Here is a 15,075-nt window from a genome sequence, read left to right as displayed (position 1 = left end):
GTGACCGCACATCTCCGGACCACGGCCGCCGCCCCCCGCACACGCTACGCGGCGTCTGTGGCCGCGGTGTTGCTGGGCCTCACCGCGGCCCTCACGGGATGCTCCGCGGAGGAGGAGGATCCGGACGCGGGAACGAACGGGGTCGGCAAGCTCTCCGCCAAGAAGATCGAGGGCAGGGCCATCAAGGCGGCGGACGCGGCCGACGCCGTCCGGCTGTCCGGCAACGTCGTGAGCAAGGGCCGGACGTACGAGCTCGACATGCGGCTCAGGGAGGACGGCGGCAGCGGCCGGGTCACCACCGGCTCCAGCACCTTCGAACTGCTGCGTGTCGAGAAGGACCTTTATCTCAAGGCCGACGCGGCGTTCTGGAAGAGCCAGCAGGAGAAGCCGAGCAAGGCCGACGCCGAGGCGGCCGGGAAACTCGACGACAAGTACGTCAAGGTGCCCCCGGCCGACCCCGCGTACCAGCAGTTCACCGGGTTCACCGACATGAGCGTGCTGCTCGACGGGCTGCTCGTCCTGCACGGCGACCGGTCCAAGGGGGAGCGCACGGAGATCGGCGGCGTCCGCGCGATACGGGTGGCGGCCGGTGGCGGCACCGGCGGCACCATCGACGTCTCCCTGGAGGGCACGCCCTATCCGCTGCGCTTCCAGCGGGCCGGGGACGCGGGAGTTCTCCGGCTCACCGACTGGAACAAGGACTTCGGGCTCAAGGCCCCGGAGAAGAACGACATCGTCGACTACGGGCAGGAGATCACCACGGAGTGACGGGCGCGGCCGCCGCGCCGCCGGCCCGTGCTTCCCGCTCCCCTCGGCCCGTCCCGCTCCGCGTCAGCGGCGCCCGCGCCCCCGCAGAAGCAGCTTCGGCAGCGCGCCCGGCGCCGCCCGCCGGGTGGTGGCGGGCGTGGCCGGCGGGGCCGCGGCCAGCGAACCGTCCGGCAGCGGCGCCGGGCCGCCGGCCGGGGTCAGCCGCAGCACCCGGCACTCGCGCGCCCACCGCTCGGTGATGGTCTCGGAGTCGGGCGCGTTGAGCCGCTTGCCCTTCAGCTCGGCGACGGCCGCGGCCCACTCCCCGGAACCGGGCGGGAGTTCGGTGACGGCGGCCTCGAAGGAGACCAGCCGTCCGCCCTTGTCCTTGCTCCGCAGGGTCACCGTCGCGGTGGCGCGGGCGCCGTCCGCCCGGCCGAGCCCGGTGAGCGGCTGCTCGCCGGGTCCGTCGCCGACCACGCACACGGCGCCCTCGTGCCAGACGTGCCACAGGGCGCGGTCCGGGCCCTCGGAGCCCCGTACCCAGACCAGTGCGGACTTCTTCGCGGCCTCCTCGACGATCGCGCGTTCCAGCGGCGTCGCCGGCGCCCCCGTCTGCCCCTGCGTGCTTGTCATGCCCGCCAGCCTACGCAGCCGCGGCGGGCGGTCACAGCCAGCCGTTGCGCTTGAAGAGCCGGTACATGGTGAGACAGATCCCGGCGATCGCCGCCATCACCACGGGATAGCCGTACTTCCAGTCGGTCTCCGGCATGTAGGAGAAGTTCATGCCGTAGACCCCGCAGATCATGGTGGGGACGGCGATGATGGCCGCCCAGGCCGTGATCTTGCGCATGTCCTCGTTCTGCGCGACGGTCGCCTGCGCCAGGTTGGCCTGGAGGATCGAGTTGAGCAGGTCGTCGAAGGAGACCACCTGCTCGTTGACCCGGGCGAGGTGGTCGGCGACGTCCCGGAAGTAGGTCTGGATCTCCGGGTCGACCATCCGCATCGGCCGCTCGCTGAGCAGTTGCATCGGCCGCAGCAGCGGTGACACCGCCCGCTTGAACTCCAGGACCTCGCGCTTGAGCTGGTAGATGCGCCCGGCGTCGCCGCCGCGGGTTCCGCCGCGGGTCCCGCCGCCGGCCGGCGCCGAGCTGAAGACATCGATCTCGACCTCGTCGATGTCGTCCTGCACGGCGTCGGCGACCGCGATGTACCCGTCGACGGTCTGGTCGGCGATGGCGTGCAGCACCACGGACGGCCCTTTGACCAGCAGTTCCGGGTCGTCCTCCAGCCGGTGGCGGAGGCCCCGCAGGGATCCGTGGCCGCCGTGCCGGACGGTGATGACGAAGTCCCGGCCGGTGAAGCACATGACCTCGCCGGTCTCCACGACCTCGCTGGTGGCGGTGAGTTCGGCGTGCTTCACGTAGTGGATGGTCTTGAAGACGGTGAAGAGGGTGTCGTCGTAGCGCTCCAGCTTCGGCCGCTGGTGGGCGTGGACGGCGTCCTCGACGGCCAGCGGGTGCAGCTCGAACTCCCGGGCGATACCGGCGAATTCGGCTTCCGTCGGCTCGTGCAGGCCGATCCAGACGAAGCCCCCCTCGGAACGCACCCGCTCCACGGCGGCGGCGGGGGAGAGGCGGTCGCGGCTGCGGCGGCCGTCCTGGTAGACGGCGCAGTCCACCACGGCGCTCGGGGCGTCGGGGCAGCCGGGCGGGACGGCCGTGCCCGGGTAGGGGTGTCCCTTGCGCAGGGAGGGGCGGAACGACGGGCGCACCGCCGCTCGCAAGTCGCGGATCATGGACATGGCAAGCTCCTTCGCGGGCCGGCCACCGGGCGGACGGGCAGCACTGCCGGGAATGGGGGCGTACGGCGGCGTACGGCCGAACGTCCGCAAAGCCGGCGGTGCGGCGGGTCGCGCGGCGAGCGGCGGGTATCGCTGCGGACACGGAACGGGATGGAGACGGAATGCTCTTCCGCCGTGCGCTGCGGAACTCCGCGGTGACGGTCTCCGGGTGCCCTCGGGTGGTGGGGAGAAATCCTGGGACCGGACGATTACCGCGCTGCGCGGTGGGGTACGTCAGGGCTCAGATCGCGAGGAACAGCCGCGGTGCGGAAGAGCTGCCGGTACTGCACGGTCGACTCGGATCCATGTGCAGCCCCACCTCCTCCGGTCGGTCCCCCGTGGGGGAAGCGCCGATCGCGGCGCGTGCCGCGAGACTGACATCCGGCCGCGTTCGGACGGTGCTCTCGCACGCACGTCCTGGCCGACGGCTCAGACTAGCAGTCATATGTGATGCCGGGACGCCTCCGTGCGGGCGGCCCACCCTTCTCCCTCGCGTCTATGCTCGCCCCATGTCTCACGTTTCGCAGCTGGTGGAAGCCCGGCTGAGCTCCGCACTCGGCGAGCCCGAGGCCCGCGCGGCCGTCACCTTCCTGGGCGCGGACCGCGTCGAGGTGCTCCGCTTCCGCGACGGGGGCCTCGTGAGATACGCCACCCTCGGGATGTCCGCCCACCCCATGACCGACCCGACGGCCGTGACCGCCGACCCGGTGCGCGGCCCCCGCGCCGAACTCGTCCTCTCCGTCCGTCCGGGGTACGCGGACACCGACCAGGTGTTCAGGCCGCTGGCCGTGCTCGCCGCCTCTCCGCAGGTGGAGGGCGTGGTGATCGCCCCCGGCGCCTCGCTCGACCTCGGCGAGCCGCTCTGGCCCGGGGCGCCCTTCGGCTCCGTCCTGGTGGCCGAGCCGGGCGGTCTGGTGGAGGACCTGGAGCTGGACGAGCCCATGGACCCCGTCCGCTTCCTCCCCCTGCTGCCGATGACGGCCAACGAGGCGGCGTGGAAGCGGGTGCACGGCGCCGCGGCGCTGGAGGAGCGCTGGCTGGCCCACGGCACGGACCTGCGCGATCCGCTGCGCGCGGGCGTCGCCCTGGCGGACTGACACCGGCCGCCGGCGGGCCGTGCCGGCTACGTCCGCGGGATGTCATATGCGTCCGGCGTTTGTCGGACTTTTGCGCCCCCGGACGAGTGATCGTCCTTGACGCAACGGGTGCCGGAGAGGACCGTTGGTCCTTATGAGGGGTGAACCGAGTTGCCCGAAGTGCGGTGGGAGGGTCCGGCCGCCCGGACTCTTCGCGGACACCTGGCAGTGCGATGTGCACGGCACGGTTCATCCTCTGCAGCCGGTCGTCCCGCCCAGCGTCGAAGCCCTCACGGTCGTGGTGAAGCGGGCCCGGGTCCCGGTGTGGATGCCCTGGCCGCTGCCGGTCGGCTGGCTGTTCACCGGCATCGCGTGCGCGGGTGACGACCGCAGCGGCGGCCGCGCCACCGCCGTCGCCTGCTCCGGCCCCGGCCCGCTGGGCGGCATGGGCGAACTGCTGCTCGTCGCCGAGGAACTGGGCGTCGGGCTGGGCGCCCGCTACGCGGGAATCGACGGCCCGGACCCCGGCCCCCACCTGCGCGTGGACGACCCGCCGGACGTGAAGCTGCACGCGGCCGGCCGGCCCACCCCCCTCTGGCCCGTCCGGGAGGTCCCGCCGGACCGCGCCGTCTTCGCCGGTGAGGCGCTCGGCATGTGGCTCTGGGCCATCGTCTGGCCCGAGCAGACCGGGCTGCTGATGTACGACGAGCTGGTCCTCACCGATCTGCGGGACGCGGGCGCCGAGATCGACCTGCTGCCCTGCGGCGCGCTCTCCCCGCGCCTGCTCACCTGATCCCGCGCCTCGTCCGGTCCCGCCCCGCCCCGGCGGCCCCGCGGAGCCCCGTCCGGTTCCGCCGTGACGTGTGGCCCGGTGGGCCCGTACGGGCAGGGTCGGACGGCCCCGGGGCCGGAGTGCGGGCCGCCGGTAGAGTGGGGCGTCGTCCCTCACCGTCCCGTACCGTCCCTGGAGCCGTGCCGTGCGCATCGACCTGCACACCCACTCCACGGCCTCGGACGGTACCGACACCCCCGCCGAGCTGGTGCGGAACGCCGCCGCGGCCGGACTGGACGTGGTCGCGCTGACCGACCACGACACGGTCCGCGGCCACGCCGAAGCCGCTGCCGCGCTCCCGGAGGGGCTCACGCTGGTCACCGGCGCCGAGCTGTCCTGCCGTACGTCCGGCGGGACCGGGCTCCATCTGCTGGCCTACCTGTTCGACCCGGACGAGCCGGAGCTGGAGCGGGAACGGGAGCTGGTCCGGGACGACCGGGTGCCGCGCGCCCGGGCCATGGTTGCCAAACTGCGCGATCTGGGGGTCCCGGTCACCTGGGAACAGGTGGCGCGGATCGCCGGTGACGGCTCCGTCGGGCGCCCGCACATCGCCACGGCCCTGGTCGAACTGGGGGTCGTCGGCAGTGTGTCGGACGCCTTCACCCCCGACTGGCTCGCGGACGGCGGACGGGCGTACGCCGAGAAGCACGAACTCGACCCGTTCGCGGCCGTCCGGCTGGTCCGGGCCGCGGGAGGGGTCACCGTCCTCGCCCACCCGCTGGCGGCACGGCGCGGCGGCGCGCATGTCGGCGAGGACGAGATCGCGGAACTGGCCGGGGCCGGTCTCGACGGCATCGAGGTGGACCACATGGACCACGACACCACCGCCCGCGCCCGGCTGCGTGCGCTGGCCGGGGACCTCGGGCTGCTCACCACCGGATCGAGCGACTACCACGGCAGCCGCAAGAACTGCCGGCTCGGCGAGTACACCACCGACCCGGAGATCTACGGCGAGATCGTGCGCCGGGCCACCGGCGCGTTCCCCGTGCCCGGCACCGGCGGCTGAGCCCCGGCCGCTCCCGGCCCGTCCTCCCGGGCCCGTTCGCCCCCGCCCTCATCCGGGCCGCGGCCGGCCGTCCGCCGTCCGTCTCCTCCACCCCTCTTCCCACAAGGCGCCCCCGTGTTCGACGTCGCTCTCTTCGGTTCGGTCTTCGTCACCCTTTTCGTGATCATGGACCCGCCCGGTATCACCCCGATCTTCCTCGCCCTGACCTCCGGCCGGCCCACCAAGGTGCAGCGCCGGATGGCCCTCCAGGCGGTGTTCGTCGCCTTCGGCGTCATCGCGGTCTTCGGGGTCTTCGGGCAGCAGATCCTCGACTACCTGCATGTCTCCGTCCCGGCGCTGATGGTCGCGGGCGGGCTTCTGCTGCTGCTCATCGCCCTCGACCTGCTGACCGGCAAGACGGACGAGCCCACGCAGACCAAGGACGTCAATGTCGCGCTCGTCCCGCTGGGGATGCCGCTGCTGGCCGGGCCCGGCGCGATCGTCACCGTCATCCTGGCGGTGCGGGAGGCGGACGGCCTGGGCGGTCAGCTCGCGGTGTGGGCGGCCATCCTGGTGATGCATGTGGTGCTGTGGCTGGTCATGCGCTACTCGCTGCTGGTCATCCGGCTGATCAAGGACGGCGGTGTGGTGCTGGTGACCAGGCTTTCCGGGATGCTGCTGTCGGCCATCGCGGTGCAGCAGATCGCCAACGGGATCATCCAGTTCGTCGAGCAGGCCTGACGCCGCGCCGGGTCGCTCCGGGCATGACCGCGCCCCCGTGCGCCGCGGCGTACGGGGGCGTGATCAGGCGGCCGGTCCGGCCGGACGCGGACGCGGGCCGGCCCGGCGGCGCGGGTTACGAGGCCGGGGTCTCGGCCGGGCGGATGTAGAGGCGGCGGCCGGTCGCGGCCGCCTGCTGCACGATCCGGTTGACGGAGGCGGCGTCCACGACGCTGCAGTCGACGGCCGAGCCGTCGATGTCGTCGAGGTGCATGATCTGGAAGCGCAAGCGCTTCTCCCTTCGTCTGATCCTCCTGCGGAGAACTGCTGGTGCGGGGACGCGGAACGCGATCCCGCGGTGTCACGGCGGTCGTCCGGCCGTGGCGGAAGAGTGGTCGGCGGGGTGGGTCCGTCCCCGCCTCTCCCCGGTGCCAACGGCGTGCACCGTACAAACATTCCCTACGCTAACGAAATCTTTTCCCGGCCTAACCAATGCCCCGGCCGGCATCGGGCGGCACCCCGGCTCCTGGCGGCACCGCGGGCCCGGACGGAGTCGCGGGAGCCGCCCCGGGCCCGCCCCGGCCGCAGGCCGGTTGTGTCCTCCGGAGGGCCGCCCGGACAATGGAGCCCTATGGACGACGCCGCAGAGACCTCCCCGATCCCGCTCCCGCGGCCGCCCGCGGGCGCGGACCCCGCACCGGAGCCGTACCCGGGCCCCGGGCTCGGCGAGGTCGCGGCCGGTATCCGGCGGACCAACGAACTCCTGCAGCGGGTGCTCGCCGAGGTCGCCACCACCCCTTCCACGCACGCCGTCTTCGCCGACGCCGGATACGTCTACGCGGCGGCCGGGCGGCTCGTCACGGGCGTGGAGGACCGGCGGGCCTTCGACCTCGACGCCGAGGGCCTGATCGAGGCGTTCATCGACAAGGCCCGCACGATCTTCCCGGACAGCCGGCTGCTCCGCGTCTACTGGTACGACGGCGCCCGCCGCCGGATCCACACCCCCGAGCAGCAGCGGATCGCCGAACTCCCCGACGTCAAGGTCCGGCTCGGCAACCTCAACGCCAACAACCAGCAGAAGGGCGTCGACTCCCTGATCCGCGGCGATCTGGAGTCCCTCGCCCGGCACCGCGCCATCAGCGACGCCGTGCTGATCGGCGGGGACGAGGACCTCGTCTCCGCCGTGGAGGCCGCCCAGGGCTACGGCGCCCGCGTCCACCTCTGGGGCATCGAGGCGGTGGCCGGCCGCAACCAGGCCGGTCCGCTGCTCTGGGAGGTGGACAGCCAGCGCGTCTTCGACCTGGAGTTCTGCAAGCCCTATGTCACCGGCCGGGGCGCCGCGGAGCCGGCCGGCGACCACGTGCTCTGCGAGGGACACCCGCCCGGCCGGGAGGACGTACGGTTCGTGGGAGCCCGGATCGCCGCCCGCTGGCTGGCCGAGCGCGGCCGGGACGCCCTCGCCGAGATGCTGCCCGGCTATCCGTATCTCCCGCCCCAGGCGGACCAGGAACTGCTCAACGAGGCCGAGGAACTGCTCCAGCACTCCCTGCGCGGCCACGCCGGTCTGCGCCGGATCCTGCGCGACGGCTTCTGGGACCATCTGCGTCCGCAGTACTGACGGCCTCCGGGCGGACGGAGCTCAGTCCCCGGCCCCGTCTCCGGCCGCCGCCCAGAACCGCGCCAGCGCCCGTGCCGTCTCCCGCGGGCGCTCGGCGTTCGGCGAGTGCTCCGCGCCCTCGATGACGGTGCGCCGCGCGCCCAGCCGTACCGCCATCTCCTCCATCAGCGCCACCGGCCAGGCGTGGTCGACCGTGCCCGACAGCACGTGGATCGGCAGCCGCACGGTGGCCAGCTCCGCCACCCGGTCCGGCTCGGCGATCAACTGCCGCCCGGTGGCGATCAGTTGCTCCGGCACCGTGGCCATCCAGCGGCGGTGCAGAAACGCCGCCGTGGCGTCGGGGACCTCCGGGGCGTCCGCGATGTCGGCCACCTCCGGGGTGCCCGCCGCTCCGTTCCCGACCCCGGCGGCCGCCCGGGCGTCGGACTCCCGCATGGCCTGCCAGACCGACTCCATGTCCATCACCCGCAGGGCGTCGACCAGCTGCTTGGTCCGGGCCTGCTGCGCCGGCGCGATCGCCGCCGGGCCGGAGCTCATCAGCGTCAGGGAGGTGAAGGGCGCCGGATCCAGCAGCACGGCGGCCCGGCCGATCAGCCCGCCGAACGAGTGCCCCAGCAGATGCAGGGGACCGGCCGGTGCGGACCCGGGCGTCTCCGCCCGCACCGCCACGGTCTGGGCGAGTATGTCCCGGGCCAGCTCGGCCTGCGCGTAGGCGGACTCCTCGCGCGGGCCCCCGCTCTCGTGCTGCCCCCGCCCGTCCACCGCGACCACCCGGAAACCGGCCAGCGCCAGCGGCTCCAGCAGCGCGATGAAGTCCTCCTTGCTCCCCGTGTAGCCGGGAATCAGAAGGGCGGTGCCCCGGGGCGCCGTGCCCGCGGGCGGTACGGCCTCGTGCACGGCGAAGTCGCCGCGCGCGGTGGGAAGACGGCGGGCCCGGGCGCACGCGGGCAGGGTGAGGAACGGCGGCCTGCTCATGGGCCCGAGGCTATCGGTCCGCGCCGGCGACGAAGGAACGGCCGCCGGCCCCGGGCAGAGCCGGACGGCCCGGCTCCCCGCCGAGCGGAGGACCGGGCCGTGGGGCCGTGCGGTGGTGCGGGTCAGCTCTCCGGGGGAGCCTCGGCGGAGGCGGACGAACCGGCGCGGGTACGACGGCGGCGGCGGGCCGGCTTGGCCTCGCCTCCGCCCGGGCCCTCGCCGTGACCCTGCGACGATTCCCGCTGCCCCTCCGGGGCCGGCGCCGTGGCCTCCGGCTTGGCCGCGGCGCCCGAACGGGTGCGACGGCGGCGGCGCGGGGTCCGCGGCGCGGTGGCGTCGGCGCCGTCCGGAACGGAACCGGAGGCTCCGCCCGGGGCCGCGCCCTCGGCCGTGGCGACGGCCTGCTCCGCGGCGCCGGTCTCGCCGGCCAGCGACTCGCCGGCCCGGGTGCGACGGCGGGCGCGCGGAGTGCGGGTGCGCCGCGGGCGCTCCTCCTCCTTGGCCGCCGGTGCCCCGCCGCGTCCGCCGGTGCCGCGGCGGCCGCGGCCACCGGTCTCACCGAGGTCCTCGATCTCCTCGGCGCCGAGACCGGCACGGGTCCGCTCGGCCCGCGGCAGGACGCCGGTGGTGCCCTCGGGGATGTTCAGCTGCTCGTACAGGTGCTCGGAGGTGGAGTAGGTCTCCTCCGGGTCGTCGAACGGCAGGTCCAGCGCCTTGTTGATCAGCTTCCAGCGCGGGATGTCGTCCCAGTCGACGAGGGTGACGGCGATGCCCGACTTGCCCGCGCGGCCGGTGCGGCCGATGCGGTGCAGGTAGGTCTTCTCGTCCTCCGGCGACTGGTAGTTGATGACGTGGGTGACGTTCTCGACGTCGATACCGCGCGCGGCGACGTCGGTGCAGACCAGCACATCGACCTTGCCGTTGCGGAAGGCGCGCAGCGCCTGCTCGCGCGCTCCCTGGCCGAGGTCTCCGTGGACGGCGCCGGAGGCGAAGCCCCGCCGGGCGAGCTGATCGGCGATGTCGGCGGCCGTCCGCTTCGTGCGGCAGAAGATCATCGTGAGCCCGCGGCCCTCGGCCTGGAGGATGCGGGAGACCATCTCCGGCTTGTCCATGGAGTGCGCGCGGTAGACGAACTGCTCGGTGTTGGCCACCGTCTGGCCCGCGTCGTCCGGGGTGGTCGCGCTGATGTGCGTGGGCTGCGACATGTAGCGCCGGGCGAGGGAGATGACCTGGCCCGGCATGGTGGCCGAGAACAGCATGGTCTGCCGCTTGGCCGGCAGCAGCTGGATGATCCGCTCCACGTCCGGCAGGAAGCCCAGGTCGAGCATCTCGTCGGCCTCGTCGAGGACGAGCACGCGGACGGCGGAGAGGTCCAGCTTCCGCTGGCCCGCCAGGTCGAGCAGCCGGCCCGGGGTGCCGACGACGACGTCGACGCCCTTCTTGAGCGCCTCGACCTGCGGCTCGTACGCGCGGCCGCCGTAGATGGCGACGACGCGCACGTTGCGGACCTTGCCCGCGGTGAGCAGGTCGTTGGTGACCTGCTGGCACAGCTCGCGGGTGGGGACGACCACGAGCGCCTGCGGGGCGTCGGTCAGCTGTCCGGCCTCGGCACGGCCGGCCTCGACGTCGGCGGGGACGGTCACGCGCTCCAGGATCGGCAGGCCGAAGCCGAGCGTCTTGCCGGTGCCGGTCTTGGCCTGGCCGATGACGTCGGATCCGGAGAGCGCGACGGGGAGGGTCATCTCCTGGATCGGGAAGGGGGACGTGATGCCGACGGCCTCAAGGGCCTCGGCGGTCTCGGGAAGGATCCCGATGTCTCGGAACGTAGTCAGGGTCTTGCCTCTTCTGTGAGACGCGACACGAGGCGGCGGAGGGGGTCAGTACCGCGCCGGTTCATCGGCCGGTCACCAGGACCTGCCGGACAGTGCGGGACCACTGCCTCCGCATCACGCGCTCGCGTCACGAGCGGTTCCCTCATGTGCGGTCCGTACGGTGGTACGCACCGCGGGAGGGCGGTCGGGGTTGGAAGCCGATCGGCCAACCGACCGGGCATCCGCTGGGGTGCTGAGGGATGTGCCTCAGGTGACTCCACATGCGACGGACTCCTGGGGGAGGACTCCACTTGCTCCACATGCGACGGACCCGCCGGTATTCGGCGGGCGCAATACCACTGTACCCCGGAATCGCGCATTTGTATTGGGTCCTTCTCGCTCCCGGGCCGTACGGAAGGGGTCGGCCGGCCCCTTCCGGGCCGCCACGGGCGGACTATTGTGCGCTGCATGGAGACGCCCGACGAGACCCCCGACGCAACCACCGACCCTGCCGAGCAGCACACCGGGATCGCCGCCCAGAACTGGGCCGAGGCATCCGCCGACCCGCAGTACCGGGCGGCCGTGGTGGATCTGCTGGGCGCCCTGGCGTACGGCGAGCTCGCCGCCTTCGAGCGGCTGGCCGAGGACGCCAAGATGGCGCCGACCCTGGAGGACAAGGCGGAGCTGGCGAAGATGGCCTCCGCCGAGTTCCACCACTTCGAGCGGCTGCGGGACCGGCTGAGCGCGATCGACGCGGAGCCGAAGACGGCCATGGAGCCCTTCGCCGCGGCCCTGGACGGCTTCCACCGCCAGACCGCCCCCTCGGACTGGCTGGAGGGCCTGGTCAAGGCGTACGTCGGCGACTCCATCGCCAGTGACTTCTACCGGGAGGTGGCCGCCCGGCTGGACTCCGACACCCGGGATCTGATGCTGCAGGTCCTCGACGACACCGGGCACGCGAGTTTCGCGGTGGAGCGGGTGCGGGCCGCCATCGAGGCCGAGCCGCGGGTCGGCGGGCGGCTGGCGCTCTGGGCGCGGCGGCTGATGGGCGAGGCGCTCAGCCAGGCGCAGCGGGTGGTCGCGGAGCGGGACGCCCTCTCCACGATGCTGGTCGGCGGTCTCGCGGACGGCTTCGACCTGGCCGAGGTGGGGCGGATGTTCTCCCGGATCACGGAGGCGCACACCAAGCGGATGGCGGCGCTGGGTCTCGCGGCCTGAGGGCGCGCGGGTGCGGGGCCGGAAGGCCGGGGCGGGCGGGCAGTCGGGCGGGACCGTCAGGCCGCGGCCGACCGGCGCATCCGCCCCGGCCTGCGGACCAGCAGCGACAGCAGCGCGGCGGCGACCACGAGCGCCCCGGTCAGGCTCGCGAGGGCGTGGTCCGGCCCCACCACCGTGCGCGTGATGAGGCAGCCGAAGAGGGCGGCGACGGGGCCGGTGGCGTACACCAGCGGCGAGGCCGGGAGCCGGCCGGACAGCCACCGCACCCCGGCGGAGGCGACGGCGAGGCCGATCAGAACCGATCCCAGGGCTTCCCACAGCATCGCAGCGTCCCTCCCGTTTCCGTGGCCGGCGGACGGCGCGGCGCCGGCCCCTGCTGCGTCGTACCCCGCGCCTCCGGACGGTAATCCTCCGGGGCCGGTGGGTGGTTCCGGTGGTTCCGGCCGGGCCCCGGTACGCGGACGCGCGGCGGCCCGGTGGTCCGCGGACCACCGGGCCGCCGCGCGTGCGGTGTGCTGCGGGTCTGTCCCGGTCTACAGGGCGCCGAAGCCGACCTTGCGGACCGCCTGCTCGCCGATCTCCACATAGGCGAGCTTCTCGGACGGCACCAGAACCTTGCGGCCGTGCTCGTCGACCAGGGTCAGCAGCTGTGCCTTGCCGGCGAGCGCGTCCGCCACCGCACGCTCGACCTCGTCGGCAGTCTGCGCGCTCTCGAGAACGATCTCCCGAGGCGTGTGCTGCACACCGATCTTGACCTCCACGGCTATGTCCCTCCGACGTTTTCGGTTTCCCCGGCGAACGGGCCCGGGGAAGGGTGCGCGGCCTGCCGCGCCGTACGCAGGCAAGATTAGCCCCGTCCGGGACCCGTACCCGTGTACGGCCGCACGCTTGCGGCGAACACGGGACGGCGCCGGATCAGTCCTGCTGGTTCGAGCCGTGCAGCGGGAAGCCGGCGATACCGCGCCAGGAGAGCGAGGAGATCAGCTTGGCCGCGGCGTCGCGCGGCACCTGCTGGCCCGAGCCGAGCCAGTAGCGGGCGGTGATCTGGGCCATGCCGCACATGCCGACGGCGAGCAGCATCGCTTCCTCGGACGGCAGGTCGGTGTCCTCGGCGATCACTTCGCTGACGGCCTTGGCGCTCTCCAGGCTGACGCGCTCGACGCGCTCGGCGACGGCCGGCTCGTTGGTGAGGTCCGACTCGAAGACCAGCCGGAAGGCGCCGCCCTTGTTCTCGACGTACGCGAAGTAGGCGTCGATGGTGGCCTCGACGCGCAGCTTGTTGTCGGAGGTGGAGGCCAGAGCCGTGCGGACGGAGTCCAGGAGGGCGTCGCAGTGCTGGTCCAGCAGGGCGAGGTAGAGATCGAGCTTGCCGGGGAAGTGCTGGTAGAGCACCGGCTTGCTGACCCCCGCGCGCTCGGCGATGTCGTCCATCGCCGCGGCGTGGTACCCCTGGGCCACGAAGACCTCCTGGGCGGCCCCCAGGAGCTGGTTGCGACGGGCTCGGCGTGGCAGGCGCGTGCCCCGCGGGCGCGCCTCGGTCTGCTCGATGGCTGTCACGCCGCCTCCCAAGAATCGTTCCGTGCACGGTGAGCACCGCGCCGCCATCGTACTTTCGGGTAACCCGGCTGTGCGCGGTGCCGACCGACAATTTCACCGACCGGACAGGGCATTGCGGTGATAAGGGGCGAATCGCCCCGGTGGCCGGCCGGCTCCCGGCTCCGGCGCCCCCGTTCCCTGGGTGCGGCTACCGGGTGGCTCAGCGGTAGTCCTCCTCGTCGATCTCCACCACCCGGGCCTGCTCCACGGCGTCGGCCGGGTTGGCGGCGTCGGGGACGTGGTCGGGCAGCGGGGAGTCCTCCTGCTCCAGGAGTTCGGCGCGCTGTTCGGCGGCGTCCGCCTCGGGGGTCTCGATGTCGGGCTCCTCCTCGCCGGGGCCGGTCTCGTCCTCGAAGGTGTCCGGTTCTGTGGGATCTGCTGACATGCGTGTTTCCCTTTCCAGGCCGAGCGCTCTTACACCGAACCCGAGCTCCCCGTACCGAGCCTAGGAGCAGCGGCGGTCCCCCGCTATGCGGACCCGGCGCGGTCTGTGACGGCGGACACACGGGAGGGGGTGTGATCGTCTCGTAACATTGCGGCATGTCGTCGACCGAACTGCCGTGGGCCCGCGCCGCGGCCGAGGTGACCGGGGCGCACGGGGCCGCGGTCGTCCCCGGTGAGGAACTGCGGACCGTCGCCCTGCCCGGGCTGACCCTCGCCGTCCGTACCCGGCCGCCCGCGCGCGAAGGGCTGCCGCCCGCGCTGTACGTCCACGGGCTCGGCGGCTCCTCCGCCAACTGGTCCGCCCTGATGCGGGAGTTGACGGGGCATCTGGACGCGGAGGCGGTGGACCTCCCGGGCTTCGGCTTCTCCCCGCCGCCCGATGACGGCAACTACTCGATATCCGGGCACGCCCGCGCCGTCATACGGCTGCTGGACTCCTCCCGCCGCGGCCCCGTCCATCTGTTCGGGAATTCCCTCGGGGGAGCCGTCGTCACCCGCGTCGCGGCGGTCCGTCCCGACCTGGTGCGCACCCTCACCCTGGTCTCGCCCGCGCTGCCCGAGCGGCGCCCCCAGCTCTCCGCCGTCCCGACCGGACTGCTCGCGGTGCCCGGCGCGGCCGCCCTGTTCAGCCGCGTGACCAGGGACTGGACGGCCGAGCGGCGCACCCGCGAAGTGCTCACGCTCTGCTACGGAGACCCGGCGCGCGTGGACGCCGACGGATTCCGCGCCGCCGTCGCGGAGTACGAGCGGCGTCTCGGACTGCCGTATTTCTGGGACGTGATGACACGCTCGGCCCGGGGTGTGGTGGACGCGTACACCCTCGGCGGGCAACACTCTCTGTGGCGGCAGGCCGAGCGGGTGCTCGCACCGACCCTGCTCGTCTACGGCGGTCGCGACCGGCTCGTATCCTTCCGGATGGCCCGCCGGGCGTCCTCGGCCTTCCGCGACTCCCGGCTTCTCGCTCTGCCGGAGGCCGGACACGTAGCAATGATGGAATACCCGGAGGCGGTGGCGCGGGCCTTCCGCGAACTGCTGCACGAGACGACCGCTGATGCGGGCAGGAGCTGAAGCGACGCGTGGGACGTCATAGCCGTCGGAGCCGCACCGAGCCGGCCGGGGACACCGGATCCCCCGGATTGGACGCGCCGGCCGCCACCGGAACACCCGCCGCTCCCGGCGCGGGCCGGCGCGGGCCGGCCGCGGCGACGGC

General features: G+C 73.4%; 17 protein-coding genes. 8 read left to right on the top strand and 9 right to left on the bottom strand.

Annotated features, from left to right (window positions below; genetic code table 11):
• Nucleotides 1-768, top strand: coding sequence for a hypothetical protein (locus E4N63_RS10900; protein WP_125626089.1), 768 nt, complete (start codon nucleotides 1-3; stop codon nucleotides 766-768).
• Between the two features lie 63 nt (nucleotides 769-831).
• Here E4N63_RS10900 and E4N63_RS10895 read toward each other — a convergent pair whose 3' ends face one another.
• Both E4N63_RS10895 and E4N63_RS10890 read right to left on the bottom strand, forming a co-directional pair.
• Nucleotides 832-1,383 (bottom strand): hypothetical protein, encoded by a 552-nt coding sequence (locus E4N63_RS10895; protein ID WP_125626088.1) that lies wholly within the window; start codon nucleotides 1,381-1,383, stop codon nucleotides 832-834.
• Between the two features lie 31 nt (nucleotides 1,384-1,414).
• Nucleotides 1,415-2,551, bottom strand: coding sequence for a magnesium and cobalt transport protein CorA (locus tag E4N63_RS10890; RefSeq protein ID WP_125626087.1), 1,137 nt, complete (start codon nucleotides 2,549-2,551; stop codon nucleotides 1,415-1,417).
• 548 nt (nucleotides 2,552-3,099) lie between these two features.
• Here E4N63_RS10890 and E4N63_RS10885 point away from each other — a divergent pair.
• The 4 genes from E4N63_RS10885 to E4N63_RS10870 all read left to right on the top strand — a co-directional run bounded on the left by E4N63_RS10885 (nucleotide 3,100) and on the right by E4N63_RS10870 (nucleotide 6,224).
• Nucleotides 3,100-3,687, top strand: coding sequence for a suppressor of fused domain protein (locus tag E4N63_RS10885; RefSeq protein WP_125626086.1), 588 nt, complete (start codon nucleotides 3,100-3,102; stop codon nucleotides 3,685-3,687).
• 133 nt (nucleotides 3,688-3,820) lie between these two features.
• The gene (locus E4N63_RS10880; RefSeq protein WP_125626085.1) at nucleotides 3,821-4,459 is read left to right on the top strand and encodes a DUF6758 family protein; all 639 of its coding nucleotides are present in this window, start codon (nucleotides 3,821-3,823) and stop codon (nucleotides 4,457-4,459) included.
• A gap of 184 nt (nucleotides 4,460-4,643) precedes the next feature.
• Nucleotides 4,644-5,504 carry a PHP domain-containing protein gene (locus E4N63_RS10875; protein ID WP_125626514.1) on the top strand — a complete coding sequence of 287 codons (861 nt, stop codon included), beginning with the start codon at nucleotides 4,644-4,646 and terminating at the stop codon, nucleotides 5,502-5,504.
• Between the two features lie 114 nt (nucleotides 5,505-5,618).
• A complete protein-coding gene (locus tag E4N63_RS10870; protein ID WP_043470097.1) occupies nucleotides 5,619-6,224 on the top strand; it encodes a MarC family protein in 606 nt (201 codons plus the stop codon).
• A gap of 115 nt (nucleotides 6,225-6,339) precedes the next feature.
• On the opposite strand, the gene E4N63_RS10865 is transcribed toward E4N63_RS10870, so the two are convergent.
• The gene (locus E4N63_RS10865; protein ID WP_019710175.1) at nucleotides 6,340-6,492 is read right to left on the bottom strand and encodes a hypothetical protein; all 153 of its coding nucleotides are present in this window, start codon (nucleotides 6,490-6,492) and stop codon (nucleotides 6,340-6,342) included.
• A 342-nt stretch (nucleotides 6,493-6,834) separates the two neighbouring features.
• Between E4N63_RS10865 and E4N63_RS10860 the strand changes: the two genes are divergently transcribed.
• Nucleotides 6,835-7,821: an NYN domain-containing protein gene (locus E4N63_RS10860; protein ID WP_125626515.1), complete on the top strand. Its 987-nt coding sequence runs from the start codon at nucleotides 6,835-6,837 to the stop codon at nucleotides 7,819-7,821.
• Between the two features lie 21 nt (nucleotides 7,822-7,842).
• Here E4N63_RS10860 and E4N63_RS10855 read toward each other — a convergent pair whose 3' ends face one another.
• Together E4N63_RS10855 and E4N63_RS10850 are read right to left on the bottom strand one after the other, a co-directional pair.
• Nucleotides 7,843-8,796: an alpha/beta fold hydrolase gene (locus E4N63_RS10855; protein WP_230240527.1), complete on the bottom strand. Its 954-nt coding sequence runs from the start codon at nucleotides 8,794-8,796 to the stop codon at nucleotides 7,843-7,845.
• A gap of 122 nt (nucleotides 8,797-8,918) precedes the next feature.
• The gene (locus E4N63_RS10850) at nucleotides 8,919-10,538 is read right to left on the bottom strand and encodes a DEAD/DEAH box helicase (RefSeq protein WP_228429980.1); all 1,620 of its coding nucleotides are present in this window, start codon (nucleotides 10,536-10,538) and stop codon (nucleotides 8,919-8,921) included.
• Nucleotides 10,539-11,066: 528 nt separating this feature from the next.
• Between E4N63_RS10850 and E4N63_RS10845 the strand changes: the two genes are divergently transcribed.
• Nucleotides 11,067-11,825: a ferritin-like fold-containing protein gene (locus tag E4N63_RS10845; protein WP_125626518.1), complete on the top strand. Its 759-nt coding sequence runs from the start codon at nucleotides 11,067-11,069 to the stop codon at nucleotides 11,823-11,825.
• A gap of 56 nt (nucleotides 11,826-11,881) precedes the next feature.
• Here the strand turns inward: E4N63_RS10845 and E4N63_RS10840 are convergent, their stop codons facing one another.
• From E4N63_RS10840 to E4N63_RS10825, 4 genes are all read right to left on the bottom strand, one after another.
• The gene (locus E4N63_RS10840; protein ID WP_019710172.1) at nucleotides 11,882-12,148 is read right to left on the bottom strand and encodes a hypothetical protein; all 267 of its coding nucleotides are present in this window, start codon (nucleotides 12,146-12,148) and stop codon (nucleotides 11,882-11,884) included.
• 210 nt (nucleotides 12,149-12,358) lie between these two features.
• Complete coding sequence (locus E4N63_RS10835) at nucleotides 12,359-12,586, bottom strand: DUF3107 domain-containing protein (protein WP_019710171.1); 228 nt, start codon at nucleotides 12,584-12,586, stop codon at nucleotides 12,359-12,361.
• 154 nt (nucleotides 12,587-12,740) lie between these two features.
• A complete protein-coding gene (locus E4N63_RS10830) occupies nucleotides 12,741-13,382 on the bottom strand; it encodes a TetR/AcrR family transcriptional regulator (protein WP_125627101.1) in 642 nt (213 codons plus the stop codon).
• A gap of 199 nt (nucleotides 13,383-13,581) precedes the next feature.
• Entirely contained in the window at nucleotides 13,582-13,806 is a 225-nt protein-coding gene (locus tag E4N63_RS10825; RefSeq protein ID WP_125626975.1) for a hypothetical protein, read from the bottom strand.
• Between the two features lie 155 nt (nucleotides 13,807-13,961).
• Between E4N63_RS10825 and E4N63_RS10820 the strand changes: the two genes are divergently transcribed.
• Complete coding sequence (locus tag E4N63_RS10820) at nucleotides 13,962-14,933, top strand: alpha/beta fold hydrolase (RefSeq protein WP_125626974.1); 972 nt, start codon at nucleotides 13,962-13,964, stop codon at nucleotides 14,931-14,933.
• Nucleotides 14,934-15,075 lie beyond the last annotated feature (142 nt).

Source organism: Streptomyces sp. MNU89 (assembly GCF_020982505.1).
In the GTDB taxonomy this organism is placed as follows: Bacteria; Actinomycetota; Actinomycetes; order Streptomycetales; family Streptomycetaceae; genus Streptomyces; species Streptomyces xinghaiensis.
This window is presented reverse-complemented; position numbering and strand designations above follow the sequence as displayed.

What these genes read in the sequence shown, in the direction of transcription:
- E4N63_RS10855 (WP_230240527.1), bottom strand. Translation starts at nt 8,796, where the DNA reads ATGAGCAGGCCGCCGTTCCTCACCCTGCCCGCGTGCGCCCGGGCCCGC.
- E4N63_RS10860 (WP_125626515.1), top strand. Translation starts at nt 6,835, where the DNA reads ATGGACGACGCCGCAGAGACCTCCCCGATCCCGCTCCCGCGGCCGCCC.
- E4N63_RS10850 (WP_228429980.1), bottom strand. Translation starts at nt 10,538, where the DNA reads ATGACCCTCCCCGTCGCGCTCTCCGGATCCGACGTCATCGGCCAGGCC.
- E4N63_RS10880 (WP_125626085.1), top strand. Translation starts at nt 3,821, where the DNA reads ATGAGGGGTGAACCGAGTTGCCCGAAGTGCGGTGGGAGGGTCCGGCCG.
- E4N63_RS10885 (WP_125626086.1), top strand. Translation starts at nt 3,100, where the DNA reads ATGTCTCACGTTTCGCAGCTGGTGGAAGCCCGGCTGAGCTCCGCACTC.
- E4N63_RS10895 (WP_125626088.1), bottom strand. Translation starts at nt 1,383, where the DNA reads ATGACAAGCACGCAGGGGCAGACGGGGGCGCCGGCGACGCCGCTGGAA.
- E4N63_RS10825 (WP_125626975.1), bottom strand. Translation starts at nt 13,806, where the DNA reads ATGTCAGCAGATCCCACAGAACCGGACACCTTCGAGGACGAGACCGGC.
- E4N63_RS10890 (WP_125626087.1), bottom strand. Translation starts at nt 2,551, where the DNA reads ATGTCCATGATCCGCGACTTGCGAGCGGCGGTGCGCCCGTCGTTCCGC.
- E4N63_RS10820 (WP_125626974.1), top strand. Translation starts at nt 13,962, where the DNA reads ATGTCGTCGACCGAACTGCCGTGGGCCCGCGCCGCGGCCGAGGTGACC.
- E4N63_RS10840 (WP_019710172.1), bottom strand. Translation starts at nt 12,148, where the DNA reads ATGCTGTGGGAAGCCCTGGGATCGGTTCTGATCGGCCTCGCCGTCGCC.